Source organism: Mesorhizobium sp. NZP2298 (assembly GCF_013170825.1).
Taxonomy (GTDB): domain Bacteria; phylum Pseudomonadota; class Alphaproteobacteria; order Rhizobiales; family Rhizobiaceae; genus Mesorhizobium.
The window spans coordinates 6,668,145-6,685,135 of the sequence record NZ_CP033365.1 but is presented as its reverse complement, the minus strand read 5'-3'; the positions used below and the strand labels follow the sequence as shown (position 1 = coordinate 6,685,135).

Sequence of the window (16,991 nt, the reverse complement as noted above, 5' to 3'; positions counted from 1 at the left end):
TATGCGGCGGACCGGCCCCAGCATGGGGCGCGTCGCCGCGCCGGAGCAGGGCGGCCGTCCGGCGCTGCCCGTGCGCCGGGCCGCGACGGACCTGCGGCGACGTGCGCGGCGTCTGCCCGATCCTGGTTCCCGTCAACTGTCTGCAGAAGGAACATACCGCGTGAACGCGCTGTCCGAACAGATCCTTTCCGAATTGCGCCACCTGCTGATCGAGATGAGCGACGGCGGCAGCGTCGGTCCGTCCGTCTACGACACGGCGCGAGCTCTGCAGTTCCACGGCAACGTCACCGGTCGGCAGGACGCATACGCGTGGCTCATCGCGCAACAACAGGCCGATGGCGGATGGGGAAGCGCGGACTTCCCGCTGTTCCGCCATGCGCCCACCTGGGCGGCGTTGCTGACATTGCAGCGTGCCGATCCTCTTCCCGGCGCGGCCGACGCAGTCCAGGCTGCAACCCGGTTCCTCGAGCGCCAGGCCGATCCCTACGCGCATTCGGTGCCGGAGGACGCGCCGATCGGCGCGGAGCTGATCCTGCCGCAGTTGTGCGGCGAGGCCGCATCCTTGCTGGGCGGCGTGGGGTTTCCGCGCCACCCGGCGCTGTTGCCGTTGCGGCAGGCGTGCCTTGTCAAGTTGGGGGCGGTGGCGACGTTGCCGAGCGGCCATCCGTTGCTGCACTCCTGGGAAGCCTGGGGAACGTCGCCGACCACCGCATGCCCCGACGACGACGGCAGCATTGGCATCAGTCCGGCGGCCACCGCCGCGTGGCGTGCGCACGCCGTAACACATGGGAGCACGCCGCAGGTCGGGCGCACCGACGCGTATCTGCAGGCGGCATCGCGGGCGACGCGCAGCGGCATCGAAGGTGTCGTTCCCAACGTCTGGCCGATCAATGTGTTCGAGCCATGCTGGTCGCTGTACACCCTGCATCTGGCCGGGCTGTTCGCGCATCCCGCGTTCGCCGATGCCGTGCGCGTGATCGTCGCGCAGCTCGACGCCCGCATGGGCGTGCGCGGTCTGGGCCCGGCCTTGCACTTCGCAGCCGATGCCGACGACACCTCCGTTGCGTTGTGCGTCCTGCGCCTTGCAGGTCGCGACCCGCCGGTCGATGCGCTGCGCGATTTCGAAATCGGCGAGCTATTCGTCACCTTCCCCGGCGAGCGCAATGCCTCGGTGTCGACCAACATCCATGCCCTGCATGCGTTGCGACTGTTGGGAAAGCCCGCCGCCGGCACCAGCTACTACGTCGAGGCCAATCGCAACCTGCACGGTCTATGGGACAACGAAAAATGGCACGTTTCGTGGCTGTATCCCACCGCGCATGCGGTCGCTGCGCTGGCGCAAGGCAAGCCCCAGTGGCGAGACGAGCGCGCGCTGGCGGCGCTGCTGCAGGCGCAGCGCGATGACGGCGGCTGGGGCGCCGGTCGCGCATCCTCATTTGAGGAAACCAGCTATGCGCTGTTCGCGTTGCACGTGATGGACGCGAGCGAAGAGCCGACAGGGCGCCGGCGCATCGCGCAGACGGTGGCGCGTGCGCTGGAGTGGATGCTCGCCCGCCATGTGTCGCATGCATTGCCGCAGACGTCGCTGTGGATCGGCAAGGAACTGTATTGCCCCACCCGGGTCGTGCGCGTGGCCGAACTCGCCGGGTTGTGGCTGGCGCTTCGTTGGGGGCGGCGCGTCCTGGCCGAGGGAGCAGGAGCGGCGCCATGATCCAGACCGAACGCGCGCTGCAGCAGGTGCTGGAGTGGGGGCGTTCCCTGACAGGGTTCGCCGACGAGCATGCCGTGGAAGCGGTCAGGGGCGGCCAGTACATCCTGCAGCGCATCCACCCGGGCCTGCGCGACACCTGCGCCCGCACTGGCCGCGATCCGCAGGCCGAAACGCTGATCGTGGCGTTCTATCGCGAACTGGCGCTGCTGTTCTGGCTCGACGATTGCAACGACCTTGGCCTGATCGCGCCGGAGGAGCTCGCCGCGGTGGAGCAGGCGCTGGGGCAGGGCGTGCCGTGCGCGCTCCCCGGATTCGAGGGCTGCGCTGTGCTGCGCGCTTCGCTGGCCGCGCTCGCCTATGATCGTCGCGACTATGCTCGGCTGCTCGACGACACTCGGTGCTACTGCGCGGCGCTGCGCGCCGGACACGCGCAGGCGGTAGGGGCGGAACGCTGGTCCTACGCCGAGTACCTGCACAACGGCATCGATTCGATCGCCTACACGAACGTGTTCTGTTGCCTGTCGTTGCTGTGGGGGCTGGACATGGCGACCTTGCGCGCGCGTCCGGCGTTTCGCCAGGTCCTGCGGCTCATCTCCGCGATAGGGCGCCTGCAGAACGATCTGCATGGACGCGACAAGGACAGGTCGGCGGGCGAGGCCGACAACGCGGCGATCCTGCTGCGGCAGCGCTATCCGGCTATGCCTGTGGTGGAGTTCCTCAACGACGAGTTGGCCGGCCATACGCGCATGCTGCACCGGGTGATGGCGGAAGAACGCTTTCCCGCGCCGTGGGGAGCGTTGATCGAGGCCATGGCGGCCATCAGAGCGCAGTACTACCAGACCTCGACCAGCCGCTACCGCAGCGACGCTGCGGGGGGAGGCCAGCGTGCGCCCGCCTGAACGGCGGGATGCGGCTGCGTGCGCGCGCTGCCGTCGGTCCGATCCGATGCAACGCCGTCCCCCGATGCCACGGATGGAGCGAGCATGAGCGATAGCGACAACATCCCGAGCCGGCGCAAGGACGACCATCTGGACATCGTGCTGGATCGGCGAACGGCGCCGGCCACGGTCGCCGCCGGCTGGGAGTACATCCGTTTCGAACACTGCGCATTGCCCGAGTTGGACCTGACGCAGATCGACCTGCGCGCCTCGCTGCTGGGCAAGACCATGCGCGCGCCGCTGCTGATCAGCTCCATGACCGGCGGCGTGCCACGCGCCGAGGCCATCAACCGGCATCTGAGCGAGGCAGCACAAGCCTTGGGGATCGCCATGTGCGTCGGTTCGCAGCGCGTGAGCCTGCAATCCCGCAACTCCCAGGGGCTGACGCGCGCGCTGCGCCGCATGGCCCCAGACATTCCCTTGCTGGCTAATATCGGCGCCGCGCAACTGCGCGAGGCCGACGGCCTGGACCTGGCGCGCCGGGCGGTGGATGCGCTGGAGGCCGATGGACTCATCGTCCATCTCAATGCGCTGCAGGAAGCGGTACAGCCGGAGGGCGACCGCGACTGGCGCGGCGTCCTGGCGCAGATCGCTCGCGCCGCGCGCAGCGTGGACGTGCCGATTGTGGCCAAGGAAGTGGGGTCGGGCCTGTCCGCCTCGGTGGCCTGCGCGCTCGTCAAGGCGGGCGTGGCGGTCATCGATGTCGCCGGCGCCGGCGGCACCAGTTGGGCCGCGGTGGAGGGCGAGCGCGCCCGCGATGCCGCCGACCGTGCAGTGGCGATGGCGTTCGCCGACTGGGGGATTCCGACCCCGGCCAGCGTGCAGGCGGTACGTCGGGCGCTGCCAACTGTGAAGCTGATCGCGTCGGGCGGGATCCGCGACGGCGTCGACGTGGCCAAGGCCATCCGCCTGGGCGCGGACATCGCCGGCCAGGCGGCCGGCGTGCTGCGCGCGGCGACGGTGTCCACCGAGGCGGTTGTCGCGCATTTCGAGATCGTCATCCGCCAGTTGGCCGTTGCCTGCTTCTGCACCGGCTCGGCTGATCTGGCGGCGTTGCGTCAGGCGCGGTTGTTGCCCCCGGCGCATCTGCCCGCCGGTTGATGCCGGCGTCGCCCGCACGTGGCGGCGGGCGCCTAGCAGGCTGCTGAATACCTACGCCAAAGATAGACTATTGATCCCTCTTGGCGAGGCGGTTCAAAGCGCGGGAGCTCGTGATCACCAGAAGGGAAGTCGATGCCCAGGACGTGGCTTGGTTGGAGACGCCAAGGATCGTCAAACTGACGATTCTTGTAACGTGGTCGGGGATCGACAACGACAGGATCGAACCGGTCTCGTCCCGCATAGCGGAACGATAGCTCCACCGGAAGCATTCGGTTCTGCCACAGCATCGGCCAGGCAAAAATAACTTGCGTTGCGCAGATAAAATGCCCTGATCCTGCCATTCCTCCATGGGCACGTGGGCGGGGAGAAATCTCATACAACTGGCAGCGAAGGGAGGCTCGGCCCAATGAGCGGGGTGGCGCGTGAAGAAGTTAATCCGGTGTCATCGGCAACGTTCGCGCCGCTCGAGAATTCAACTTTCCGTCCGATCTGGATTGCCACACAGGTATCCAGTCTAGGGTGGCTGATTCAAATGGTTGCCATCAGTTGGCTGATGGCGACCATTTCGACATCGGATGTGATGGTCGCCTTGGTGCAGGCTTCGACAACCTTGCCCACATTCCTCCTGTCAATTATCGCCGGCGCCCTAGCGGACAATTACAGCCGCCGCAATCTCATGTTCGCTGGCTGGTGCGTGATAGCATTGTCCTCGACGATGCTGACTGTTCTTGCAGGTCTCGGAATTTTCAATCCATGGATGGTTCTTGCATTCAGCTGTTTGGCCGGAGTAGGCGCCGCTTTCACCGACCCCGCCTGGCACGCGTCGGTTGGCGATATCCTGCGAAAGCGCGATGTTCCGGCCGCCGTCACGCTTATCTCGGTCGGATATAACGCCGTCCGAAGCATCGGTCCCGCTCTCGGTGGCGTCGTCGTTGCTTCCTTTGGCCCTTTGACGGCTTTCGCAGTGGCGACGCTTACATATCTGATGCTGCTGTGGACCATAGGGCGCTGCAAATGGCATGTTCGCTCGTCACCGCTGCCGAGTGAACCATTGACCACGGCGATCCATGACGGAGCGCGCTTCACTGCCCTGTCATCCGAAATCAAGGCAGCAATTGCCCGCGGTGCCCTTTTTGGGCTGACGAGCATCTCTATACTAGCGCTCTTGCCTCTCGTCGCCCGCGATCAGCTGGGGGGAGGGCCAGTCGTTTACGGCATCCTGATGGCCGGCTTCGGGACCGGCGCCTTGTTCGCCGGCATCTGCAACAACATTCTGAGACGGAGGCTGTCCCAGGAACGTTTGACGACACTGTCGTGCATCGCCTGTGCGGCTTGTTGTCTATCGCTTGCTTTCACCCCCTCGGTGGCGGTGGCGGCTATCGCGCTGGCGCTCGGCGGCGCGGGCTGGGTCGTGACCTGGACCGGGCTGGACGTAAGCGTCCAGTTGGCGAGTCCAAGGTGGGTCGTTGGTCGCACGCTCTCGATCTATTATGCCCTTTCATCCGGCGGCATCGCGGCTGGCAGCTGGCTGTGGGGTACGGTGGCCGAGAGCTATTCGCTGAGCTCGGCTCTGGAGCTTTCAGGTGGCGCGCTGGTGCTGGTCGCTGGCACCGGCTTCCTGCTGCCCATCCGTCAATGGAAAGATTCCGATCAGGCTCCTCTTGGCTTCGAAACGCCTCAGGTTGCCCTGGATTTGAAGCCCCGAAGCGGGCCGATCGTCGCCAAGATCGAATATTCAATACCCGAAGCAAATGTCGAAGCGTTCCTGGAGCAGATGCGGGAACGGCGGCGAGTACAAAGCGGCGTTGGTGCGCGACACTGGAATCTCCAGCGCGACCTCCAGCAGCCTTCGCGTTGGACAGAAACCTTCCGCACCCCGACCTGGATGGACTACCTTCGTCTGAACCACCGCCTTACGGCAGCCGACAAGGAGTTGGACCAGCGTCTCCTCGCATTGCACCTGGGAGAGCTTCCTCCTCGAACCACGCTTGCGATCGAGCGGCCGACTGGAGCTGGCCGCAAGCGGGACCAATCGATGCGGTTCTTTTTCCGGCGTTGACATCCGTCCAGGCGTCCGCGCTGGTGAGACAGGATGGGTTGGAAACGAGCCAACGCTCTCACCATCCGTTTTGCAGATCGGCTTCGATCCATTCGGGTGGTTGCCGAGCCGGCATACTGGGCGGCTCAGACGTATCCTTGTCGGAGAGATTCCTCGGCACTCGAGCGTCTTGCAGCGCGTTGCGCTCAAGCTCACCGGCACCTGTTCGGTGCTTTCCCAAACAGAGCAATGGCTTTTCGCGCCGCAACCCCGAGGTGGGTAATTCTGGTTTTTGCTGGGTTTAACTCTACGAAATATGAACAGGATCGGCTTTACGGCCCGTCTGGTTCGCACTGGCCACAGAGGAATACACGATATGGCGACCGGAACAGTGAAGTGGTTCAACAGCCAAAGGTTTTGGCTTCATCCAGCCCGATGACGGCGGTCAGGACGTTTTCGTCCATATTTCAGCTGTAGAACGGGCTGGACTTTCAAACCTCGTTGATGGGCAGAAGATCAAGTGCGAGATCGAGCAGGACCGCCGTAGCGGCAAGTCCTCCGCAGGTAGTCTCAGCAAGGTAGGCTGATTTTCTCGTCGGACCCGCAGAGCGCGAAGGATAAGTCAAGCCGAAGGTACCATCGTCATTCGCGGGGCGTATCGCGACGGACTCTCTTATATGAGACGATCCTGATGCGTCACGCAAACGGTGAATCACGAACGCTCTCGCCGCAAACCCTTCCGCCCGGAAATCTGCCCCGGTTACGGCTCTCGGCGTATCCCAGAGTTGGGAGAAGCTTCTGCCAGACTACAACTGTAACCTCATATCGGTTTAGCAGGTCAAGCGTCGGTGGTACCCTGATTGGGTAACTTAACGACTTTGGAGGCCGAGCAATGGATCGCGATAACAAACGGGCACGCGCAGCTGCAAGTTCATCCCAAGACGTGGGGAATCGCAGTACCCTCCGTGACCTTCCATACGGACCATTGACCGATGTTGCAGAACGGCTGGTAAGCGCTAACCCGCGCGATACAGCGCGAAATCTTGGGACCTTCAAAGAACTCGGGAGGCGAGAGCGCATAGCCGTTCGGGGCACTCGAACCGAGCCAGAAACTGACCTCGCGAAGTTTGAAACGCGGACCAATCAGCTTGGACGATCAGCCGTCGATCTGGGGGATAAATTGACTGCCGGGTTGGGACACACCCCGGATGAAGTAGCATTGGAGCAATTCAGAGCAGTCAGTAACGTGTCTCATTACCTTCGGCCAGAGACACAAGATAGTATTGTTAATCGCATTGGCAACATGGACCCACCTTCGCAAGCTATCGGAGCGCTTTACGCTGCGCAAAACTTCAGCAAGTTTAACACTGAAAATAAAGCTCGCATTTTTGATCAGGCCGCTGAATTGGCTACCGATCCGGATGGCCACGTCAGGTCGACAGCATCCAATGCTATGTACGCGATGTATCACCAGTTAGATCCAAATCAACAGGCCCAAGCTCACTCAATTCCCGGCATGCAAGACATCTTGCCGCAGATGCCTCCTCCGCGGCATGCAGCAGAGGAACGCAGTGCGGATCTGGACGCCCACATAGCAGGTATTGGGGCTGCAGTCCGTGATACAGTTGGCCCGCAAACCTCTCACGAACAGCTGCAGCGGGGTGGTCAAGTCGGCCGGGACATAAGCCACTCCTACAATCACGCCCGAGAGGATCTAATGGAGGCTAGGAGAAGCAGAGATCGGACCGGCCGTTGAGGTCTCGGCCATGGCAGTAACGCTTCCTCTCCCGAATTCCGTTCACGGCCTTGCTGTTTCCAATTCCCTGGCCGTCGACGTATCTGCTTAGTGAAACTTTCAAAATCCTCGTCTGCCGGGTGGCGCGATGCAAGCATCGCACCACCCGCTGCGGCATCGATCTGTCGAGCGTCGGCATCGCGCGACCTCGGTTCGGTGCCTGAAGCAAGCGCAGCATCAGCACGGCTAATTCGGCCATGGAACAATGTCTTCTACAAAAACGACGTCCCCCAACATAGCCATTAGCATCGCGTGCTCACTCGCCTTGGGGTTCTGTGCGGCAAGTCTGTACGCAACCTTCCGCCACGGGGGTAGCGGCGAGGCTCTGATGGCGTTTGATGTCCGTGCCTTTTGGTTTGAGACGCCCTTCTATTTGGGTTTCGCAACCCCCGTTTTCTATCAGGGCGCGGCGATCGTGCTCTCGACATCCGCGGTTGTCTTGCTGATTCAGCAGTTCGTATTGCGCCGCAAGCTCGAACACCACGGGACCGCTCGTTGGGCTCGAGTGGATGAAATGCGACGCACGGGATATCTGCGGCGATACCGTGGCGTGACAGGACCGGTCTTCGGGAAGACGAGTGGTCCTTTCTGGCCTGGCTATTACCTGACCAATGGCGAGCAGCCTCACAGCCTCATCGTTGCGCCGACCCGCGCTGGCAAGGGTGTCGGCATAGTCATTCCAACGCTACTTACATTTAAAGGCTCTGTGATAGCTCTGGACGTGAAAGGGGAGCTCTTTGAGCTCACATCGAGGGCGCGTAAAGCCGCGGGCCACGAAGTGTTCAAATTCGCGCCACTGGATTCAGAGCGGCGCACAAACTGCTACAATCCACTGTTGGATCTAATAGCACTGCATCCACAGCAGCAATTCACCGAAGCCCGCCGCTTGGCCGCGAACCTGATTACGGCCAAGGGGGAGGGGGCGGAAGGTTTCGTCAGCGGCGCGCGAGATATCTTTGTCGCGGGGATCCTTGCCTGCATCGAGCGGGGCACGCCAACAATCGGCGCCGTCTATGATCTGTTCGCTCAGCCGGGGGAGAAGTTTAAGCTCTTCGCGCAGCTCGCCATGGAGACCCGGAACAAAGAGGCACAACGCATCTTCGACGACATGGCGGGGAACGACACGAAAATCCTAACCTCCTACACGTCCGTGCTCGGCGATGGCGGGCTCAACTTGTGGGCGGATCCGGCTGTCAAGGCGGCTACAAGTCGCTCGGACTTTTCGGTCTATGATCTTCGCCGTCGCAGAACGTGCATCTATCTTTGCGTTGGTCCGAACGACCTTGAGGTGATCGCGCCTTTGATACGCTTATTTTTTCAGCAAATCGTTTCAATTCTACAGCGGTCGCTGCCCCGCCAGGACGAAAAGCACGAGGTTCTCTTTCTGCTCGATGAGTTCAAGCACTTGGGGAAGCTGGAGGCGATCGAGACCGCAATTACGACTATCGCGGGCTACAAGGGGCGTTTCATGCTCATCATCCAAAGCCTTTCGGCACTAACGGGGGCTTATGGAGAGGCTGGTAAGCAGAATTTTCTCAGCAATACCGGACTGCAAGTGTTCATGGCCACGGCCGATGACGAGACTCCGAACTACATTTCCAAAGCCATCGGTGAATACACGTTTGAAGCCAAATCGATTTCCTACAGCCAGTCGCGAGCGTTCGACCGGAACATTCAGAATTCGTTTCAAGGTGCGCCGCTGCTGCGTCCCGAACAGGTTCGGCTGCTCAATGACGAGTACGAGATTGTTCTCATCAAAGGTCTGCCACCATTGCAATTGAGGAAGGTGCGATATTTTTCGGACCGCATCCTTAAACGCATCTTTGAAAGCCAGACAGGCGCCCTCCCGGAGCCGGCACCCTTGATGGAAGCTCATCCAGATGACACTGACGGTTAAGCGCCCGTCTCGCGTATCCCGTCCCTCGGCGATCAGAAACTCCACTACAGGTGAACGGCTATGGGAATTTGCATCTCCAAATCCTCCGGATCGACTCGACATGCCACATATGACACGGAAGAGTCGCCGCGAGAATCCACGGCAGCGCTGAAGGTCTCCGTGGGCACGCCTGCCGACAGGTTGCGACGGGGCGGAGATGCGCCTCTGGAGCCACATCAGATCCAGCAGGCCGCCTATCATATGGGAGCGTGTGTCGTCGGTGACGACGTCACCAGCCCGATAAGACTCGCGACAGCGGGGCAAACAGTTCACGACGTTCGCCTGCTGCTCAAGCATGGCCGGGGAAACGTTAAGGTGGACGACATTCCCTCTCACGGCCACAACAGCATCGGATCGTCGGTTGCAATGATGGGAGCAGACGACAACATTAAGGTTGCAGTGGCAGTAGTCATGGGAGCGGCGTGCTGCAATCAGACCGCTCCCCTTTCCGCTATCGTCCACGCCCCACACATGGCGGCCGACGAGCGGAGTATGACCTCTAGTGCTTCCGTGTCAATGAAAGAGATAACCGACAAAGGTGATGAGATCTCAGTCAAGGCGGGTCACATTTGGAACGAACTGCGGCGCGGAAGCCGCGACCCGAGGTCGACCGTGGTTATGGATGCCTGGGCCAACGGTCCCGCTGTTCGGTTGAAAGACAGCGCATGGAGCGGAGTGCCGGTCAAGGAAGGTCATTGGTCGATGGACAAAAGCACCGCCGAATTCCTGAAAAACCGTGTTGAGGGGTTGATTCCGTTCGTGCATCCGGACACAAATGAACAGACTGCCAACGATTTGCGCCGGAAGCAAAACGCACCCGTATCGTGGAAAAAATATGCAGAAGTACAAGTGATCTCACCCGAGTTCGCTGATAGTGTACGCAACGCATTGTCCCGTATTCCTGAAGACCAACAAAAGGAAATCGCATCACTGATGATTCAGGGAGCCTACGGAATGGATCCTTCCTCGCGCACGCACCAAGACGCAGTGGAATCAGTTCTGGTGGCCGCCAACCAACTGGACTCGCTGCCCCGGCCTCCTGTCGCGCCGCCGGAATTGGCGGTGTATCACCAGTTCGACGCAAATCAACAGGCCCAAGCTCACGCAGTTCCCGGCATGCAAGATATCTTGCCGCACATGCCTCCGCCGCGGCATGCAGTAGAGGAACGGAATGCGAATTTGGACGACCACATAGCAGGTATTGCGGCTTCAGTCCGTGATACAGTAGGCCCGCAAACCTCCCGTCAACAGCTGCGGCGGGGTGGTGAAATCGGGCAGTCCCTAAGTCACCCCTATGATCACGCCCGCGAGGATCTAATGGCTGCCTCCAGAAGCAGAGATCGCTCCGGCCGTTGAGGTCTCGGCCATGGTAAGTGACGGTTTCTCCTCGAATCCCGTTCACGGCCTTGCCAGCCAGGCGCGAACGTTCGATTGGAACATTCAGAATTCGTTTCAAGGTGCGCCGCTGCTGCGTCCCGAACAGGTTCGGCTGCTCGATGAAGACTACGAGATTGTTCTCATCAAAGGCCTGCCACCATTGCAATTGAGGAAGGTGCGATATTTTTCGGACCGCATCCTTAAACGCATCTTCGAAAGCCAGACAGGCGCCCTCCCGGAGCCGGTACCCTTGACGATAGCGGACGAGGGGCTCTCGGCAGAATCTCAACTCGATGACCCGCTGCGTGAATTGGCGCAGGATTTTTGACGATACAGTTTGATGTGAGGCTAGTGTGGACCCGCGAAATAGTAATCCATCCCGTGTAACAGCTTTGCCGCAGGTGCAGGACGCCAGCTTGGAAGAGGATCAAGCGGTCCAGGCCAGGCAAGTGGGCGTTGAGCAGCACCTTGCCGAGGCCCGGAGGCTGTTCGATCAAGCTGACGAGTCGCCAACCAATCCAGAGGAGCTTCAGCGACTGGACCAGGGGCTCCGCGAAGTGCTTCAGCAATGGCAGGATGAGCAAGCCGCCTCGCCTTCTTTCAGCGCTGAGGTTCCCGAGGCGCTCCGGCCGCTGTTCGATGATCGATCTCACCAGCCGCCAACCAATGCAGAGGAGCTTCTGCGAGTGGAACAGGGGTTCCGCGAAGTGCTTCAGCAGCGGCAGGATGATCAAGCCGCCTCGTCTTCGCTCAGCAACCCAGGGATGCGTGCTGGACCGGAGGACCCCAATAGAAGCGTGTCGGAGGCTTTCGCAACATCTGGGCACGCCGGAGTTCAGGCCGCCGCCCCGCCAGTCTTGGCTGCCAGCCAACAGCAGATCCGGCCCTCGCCGGATGCGCTCGACCAGGGCAACCACCTGCCACCCCAGGGGGGCATCATCAACAATGAACATTCCACACCGCTGTTGCGGCCAGCGGAGAGGCAGAGGGCCGTGGATAGGCCGCAAGCCGTCGCCATTCAGCAGCCGCTGAGCGAAATTGGCAATTCAGGCGGCCGCATGCCGATGCAGCCCCCCATGCAGCAATTGGGTGAATTGCCATTGCAAGGGGTACCGGTTCAAGGGACAGGGTCCGAACACATCGGAAGGCTGCATGCGGGGGCCGCGCCCTCAGCAAGGTCCGAGGCGCCCCCGGCTGCGATCGAGGACTCCGTAAATGTTTCGTTCGCCGTCCCCAAAGACTTCTCCCATGGGACTCAACGCGTCCCAGACGCGATGCTCCCTTTCTTGGACCGCCCTGGCCCCTTGCCGGATGCTGGCCAAGCGCGGCAAGCGGGCTTTGAGCAGCACGTGGCCGAGCCGCGCCGAGCCGACCCCGTTGCGAGTGGCGCCCGTGCTTCCCGTTATCACCATCTGTCCGGCGAACACCGGGACCTTATTGATAGAGCGATCGCCCACTCCCAGGAAAAATATAGCGAGACCACGGCCCGAAAATACACGTTTGCACTTCGCCGGTTGGCGAATGATCTCAGCGCTCGTGGCCAAGCGATCGATCTAAGAAATCACAAATCCCTGGTCGATCACGTCGGTGCTTTCTTTCCGAAAGACGTTGATATGAAGAGCGCGTTGAAGGCCCTGCGTGCGTATCATGAGCCGGGCTATTCAGCGACTGCTGGCGGCCCTGCTGCCAGCTATCCCCATCTGTCCGCCGAACACCGGGACGTTATTGACAAGGCGATCGACCGCGCTGCGGCTCAGCAAAACCAGAGCGCGGACACGCTGCGAATATACTCGAATGCGCTTCGCCGATTGGCGAATGATCTCGGCGCTCGTGGCCAAGCGACTGATCTAAAAAATCACCAATCCCTGGTCGATCACCTCGATACTTTCTTTCCGAATGACCAGAACATTAAAACGGCGTTGAACGTCCTACGTGCGTATCATGATCCGGGCAATGCAGCGACTGGCTGGTGGCCAGCGGCGGTGCCGTCAAAGGCAGATGCGCGTATCCTGGAAAAATTAAGCAGTGACAGCGGGTTGGCCTTAAGCACCCGTGTCGTCTATGGTCGTCTTCTTCGCAGATTTTCTGAGGAGCTTGAGAGTCGGGGCCAGACGATCTCTGGGCTGGATCACAATTCGCGGACCGAACTCGCCGAGGCGTTGTTTCCAGGCAACAAGAAACTCCGCTTGGCGCTGCAGCGGGTTCACAATGCGGAGGTTCCCGAGGCCTTGCGGCCGCTGTTCGATAATCGAGCTCACAAGCCGCCAACCAATCCAGAGGAGCTTCTGCGACTGGAACAGGGGTTCCGCGAAGTGCTTCAGCAGCGGCAGGATGATCAAGGCACCTCGTCTTCTTTCAGCGCGGAGGTTCCCGAGGCGCTCCGGCCGCTGTTGGATGATCGATCTCACCAGCCGCCAACCAATCCAGAGGAGCTTCTGCGACTGGACCAGGGGCTCCACGAAGTGCTTGAGCAGCGGCAGGGTGATCAAGCCACCTCGCCTTCTTTCAGCGCTGAGGTTCCCGAGGCGCTCCGGCCGTTGTTCGATGATCGAGCTCACCAGCCGCCAACCAATGCAGAGGAGCTTCTGCGACTGGAACAGGGGTTCCGCGAAGTGCTTCAGCAGCGGCAGGGTGATCAAGCCACCTCGCCTTCTTTCAGCGCTGAGGTTCCCGAGGCGCTCCGGCCGTTGTTCGATGATCGAGCTCACCAGCCGCCAACCAACGCAGACGAGCTTCTGCGACTGGAACAGGGGTTCCGCGAAGTGCTTCAGCAGCGGCAGGGTGATCAAGCCGCCTCATCTTTGTTCAGCAATCCAGGGATGCGTGCTGGACCGGAGGACCCCAACAGAAGCGTGTCGGACGCTTTCGCAACATCTGGGCACGCCGGAGTTCAGGCCGCCGCTCCGCCAGTCTTGGCTGCCAGCCAACAGCAGATCCGGCCCTCGCCGGATGCGCTTGACCAGGGCAACCATCTGCCACCCCAGGGCGACATCATCAACAACGAACATTCCACAGCGCTGTTCCGGCCAGCGAAGAGGCAGAGGGCCGTGGATAGGCCGCAAGCCGTCGCCATTCAGCAGCCGCTGAGCGAAATCGGCAATTCAGGCGGCCGCGTGCCGATGCAGCCCCCCACGCAGCAGTTGGGTGAATTGCCATTGGAAGGGGTACCGGTTCAAGGGACAGGGTCCGAACACATCGGAGGGCTGCATGCGGAGGCCGCGCCCTCCGCAAGGGCTGAGGCACCCCCCGCTGCCATCGAGAACTCCATAAACGTCTCATTCGCCGTCCCCAAAGGCTTCTCCCATGGGACTCAACGCGTCCCAGACGCGATGCTCTCTTTCTTGGACCGCCCTGGCCCCTTGCCGGATGCTGGCCAAGCGCGGCAAGCGGGTTTTGAGCAGCACGTGGCCGAGCCGCGCCGAGCCGAACCTGTCGCGAGTGGCGCCCGTGCCACCGGCTATCGCCATTTGTCCGACGAACACCGCGACCTTATCGATAAGGCGATCGCCCACGCTGCGGCTCAGCAAAAATATAGCGAGAGCACGGTCCTAAAATACAGGTATGCACTTCGCCGATTGGCAAATGATCTCGGCGCTCGTGGCCAAGCGACTGATCTAAAAAATCACCAATCCCTGGTCGATCACCTCGATGCTTTCTTTCCGAAAAACGATGATATGAAGAGGGCGTTGAACGTCCTGCGTGCCTATCATGAGCCGGGCTATTCAGCGACTGTTGGTGCCCCGGCTAACCGCTATCCCCACTTGTCCGACGAACACCGGGACGTGATTGATAAGGCGATCGCCCATGCTGAGGCTCAGCAACACCATAGCGCGCCGACGCTGCGAATATACTCGAATGCGCTTCGCCGATTGGCGAATGATCTCGGTGCTCGTGGCCAAGCGACTGATCTAAAAAATCACCAATCCCTGGTCGATCACCTCAATACCTTCTTTCCGAAAGACACTGACATAAGGGATATAAGGCCGGCGTTGAACGTCCTGCGTGCGTATCATGAGCCGGGCTATTCAGCGACTGGCCGGTGGCCAGTGACGGTGCCTTCAAAGGCAGATGCGCATGTCTTGGAACAAGTGACCAGTGACAGCAGCTTGGCCCCAAGCACCCGTGTTGTCTATGGTCATAGTCTTCGCAGATTTTCTGAGGCGCTTGACAGGCGGGGCCGGACGATCTCTGGGCTGGATCATGATTCGCGGATCGAATTCGCCGAGGTGTTGTTTCCAGGCAACGATTATCTCCGCTTGGCGCTTGAACGGGTTCGCGATGCGAAGCCTGCGTCAGACAGGATCGTGGCGGACGCTTTGGCAGCGGCCGGCTCTGGGCACGCCGGAGTTGAGGCCGCCGCCCCGCCAGCGTTAGCTGTCAGCCAACACCGGCCCGGGCCGGATGCGCTTGACCAGGGCAACCTCCTGCCACCCGAGCGGTTCATCATCAACAATGAACATTCGACGGCGCCGTTGCGGCCGGCGGAGAGGCAGGGGACTGATAATCCGCAAAGCATCGCCATTCAGCAGCCGCCGAGCGAAGACGGCCGCGTGCCGATGCAGCCCCCCATGCAGCAGTTGGGTGAATTGCCATTGGCAGGGGTACCCGTTCAAGGCCCAGGGTCCGAACACATTGGAAGCCTGCATGCGGAGGCCGCGCCCTTTGCAAGGTCTGAGGCACCCGCCGCTGCCATCGAGAACTCCATAAACGTCTCATTCGCCGTGCCCAAAGGCTTCTCCCATGGGACTCAACGCGTCCCAGAGGCGATGCTCTCTTCCTTGTACCATTATGGCCTCTTGCCGGACGCGGACAAGCCGGAATGGAACTACGAGATTAAAGGCCACGGCTACACCGCCCGGAGGCCAGAGGAGGGCAATGACGTTTGGCTCCTCCATCGCGGAGCGATAAGGGACGCTGGAGCGGCAGCAGTACCGGCAAGGGCTCCGGGACCCGCCTTGCCAGCGACCGCCAGGCTCTCAGACACCCATCTCGGGGTTCCGTTGGTCGATCTGACCACCTCCTCCGATGCACACATCGAAGCCCTTCCGTCAGGCTCGTCCAATCTCCCCCGGGGGGCGGTGCTCGGGGCCACCCAACTGCTGGGCGACGAACATATCCAGAGGGATTACGAATTCCTCGAGCAGCAGCTGCAGCAGGCCGATCCAGCGCTCGCCGCCCGGACGCGGCTGGTCGATCCGTCGGTCTCCCATCTGCTGCGCCACATGGAGCAGCAAGACGCGCGAGGCACATTGCAGTCGATTTATGATCGAAACGCCGGCCCATCCGACTTCCTGTTCGTGCCAGTGAACGATGGGGTGGGTATTGACCACGGCACCCATTGGTCGCTGCTCCTCGTAGATCGCCGAGATCCGGAAAGAGCGGTCGCCTATCACTACGACTCCATCCAGCAAAATGAACGGCGATACAACGACGCGCCTGCACGAAAGCTCGCTACAAGACTGGACGCGACCCTGGTAACACCCGACATGGCGCAGCAGAAAAACGCTGTTGACTGCGGCGTCTTCGTGGTGGACGGCACGCGCGAGCTGGTTCGTCGATTGGCGAACGAAGAGCGGCCAGACCAGCAGCTGCCGCTGCACCTCAACTACCTCGTCGCCGATCGGCAGGCGCTGCAAAACCGACTGAGAGAGGGGCGCTTGCCGCACGAGCTTGCCGCAAGCCCCGCCGAAGCTTTGGCAGCAGCCGGGTCGCAGGTGCAACACGCCGCGTTGCAAGAGCAGCAAGCCAGACAGGTCGCGCCAGCGCCGTTGGAACGGCACTTGGGCCAGACGCGCGAGGCCGAGGACAAGCCGACGAGTACACTGCACAGGAGCAACCGCGTGAACAGCGGGGGCGTCATCATCAACACTGAACGTTACACAGCGCCGTTGAGACCAGCGAAAAGGCAAAGGACTGACAATTCGCAAAGCCTCGCCATCGGGCGGCAGCCGAGCGACGCAAACACAACGTCCATCGGCCAAGCCTCCGATCAAGCCCGAGCGGACCTCATGGCTTCCTTCAGGAGCAGAGAGCGCTCTGACGCTGGGCGTTGAGCTCGACGGCTAAGCAGAACAGCTCTTTTGGCGACGGAGAGG

The 16,991-nt window shown here is 61.4% G+C and carries 8 protein-coding genes and 2 pseudogenes; 9 read left to right on the top strand and 1 reads right to left on the bottom strand.

What is annotated here, in order from left to right:
- Positions 1-160: 160 nt before the first annotated feature.
- The 5 genes and pseudogenes from EB231_RS31810 to EB231_RS31790 all read left to right on the top strand — a co-directional run bounded on the left by EB231_RS31810 (position 161) and on the right by EB231_RS31790 (position 6,375).
- Positions 161-1,711, top strand: coding sequence for a hypothetical protein (locus tag EB231_RS31810; RefSeq protein ID WP_172352310.1), 1,551 nt, complete (start codon positions 161-163; stop codon positions 1,709-1,711).
- Positions 1,708-2,610 (top strand): terpene synthase family protein, encoded by a 903-nt coding sequence (locus tag EB231_RS31805; RefSeq protein WP_172352309.1) that lies wholly within the window; start codon positions 1,708-1,710, stop codon positions 2,608-2,610. The genes EB231_RS31810 and EB231_RS31805 overlap by 4 nt, the downstream gene beginning before the upstream one ends.
- An 84-nt stretch (positions 2,611-2,694) precedes the next feature.
- Positions 2,695-3,750, top strand: coding sequence for a type 2 isopentenyl-diphosphate Delta-isomerase (fni, locus tag EB231_RS31800; protein WP_172352308.1), 1,056 nt, complete (start codon positions 2,695-2,697; stop codon positions 3,748-3,750).
- A gap of 406 nt (positions 3,751-4,156) precedes the next feature.
- Positions 4,157-5,809, top strand: a complete 1,653-nt coding sequence (locus tag EB231_RS31795) for an MFS transporter (RefSeq protein WP_172352307.1) — start codon at positions 4,157-4,159, stop codon at positions 5,807-5,809.
- A 355-nt stretch (positions 5,810-6,164) separates the two neighbouring features.
- Positions 6,165-6,375 (top strand): annotated as a pseudogene (locus EB231_RS31790) (cold-shock protein).
- Between the two features lie 1,137 nt (positions 6,376-7,512).
- Here the strand turns inward: EB231_RS31790 and EB231_RS31785 are convergent.
- On the bottom strand, positions 7,513-7,782 hold the full coding sequence (locus EB231_RS31785) for a hypothetical protein (protein ID WP_172352306.1): 270 nt from the start codon (positions 7,780-7,782) through the stop codon (positions 7,513-7,515).
- Between the two features lie 6 nt (positions 7,783-7,788).
- Here EB231_RS31785 and virD4 point away from each other — a divergent pair, with 6 nt between their 5' ends.
- From virD4 to EB231_RS31760, 4 genes and pseudogenes are all read left to right on the top strand, one after another.
- The gene (gene virD4 / locus EB231_RS31780) at positions 7,789-9,480 is read left to right on the top strand and encodes a type IV secretion system ATPase VirD4 (RefSeq protein ID WP_172352305.1); all 1,692 of its coding nucleotides are present in this window, start codon (positions 7,789-7,791) and stop codon (positions 9,478-9,480) included.
- Between the two features lie 354 nt (positions 9,481-9,834).
- Complete coding sequence (locus EB231_RS34995) at positions 9,835-10,875, top strand: type III secretion protein (RefSeq protein ID WP_245307067.1); 1,041 nt, start codon at positions 9,835-9,837, stop codon at positions 10,873-10,875.
- 55 nt (positions 10,876-10,930) lie between these two features.
- Positions 10,931-11,224, top strand: a pseudogene (locus EB231_RS31770) (type IV secretory system conjugative DNA transfer family protein); the annotation flags it as partial.
- 64 nt (positions 11,225-11,288) lie between these two features.
- Complete coding sequence (locus EB231_RS31760; protein ID WP_445299291.1) at positions 11,289-16,949, top strand: Ulp1 family isopeptidase; 5,661 nt, start codon at positions 11,289-11,291, stop codon at positions 16,947-16,949.
- Positions 16,950-16,991 lie beyond the last annotated feature (42 nt).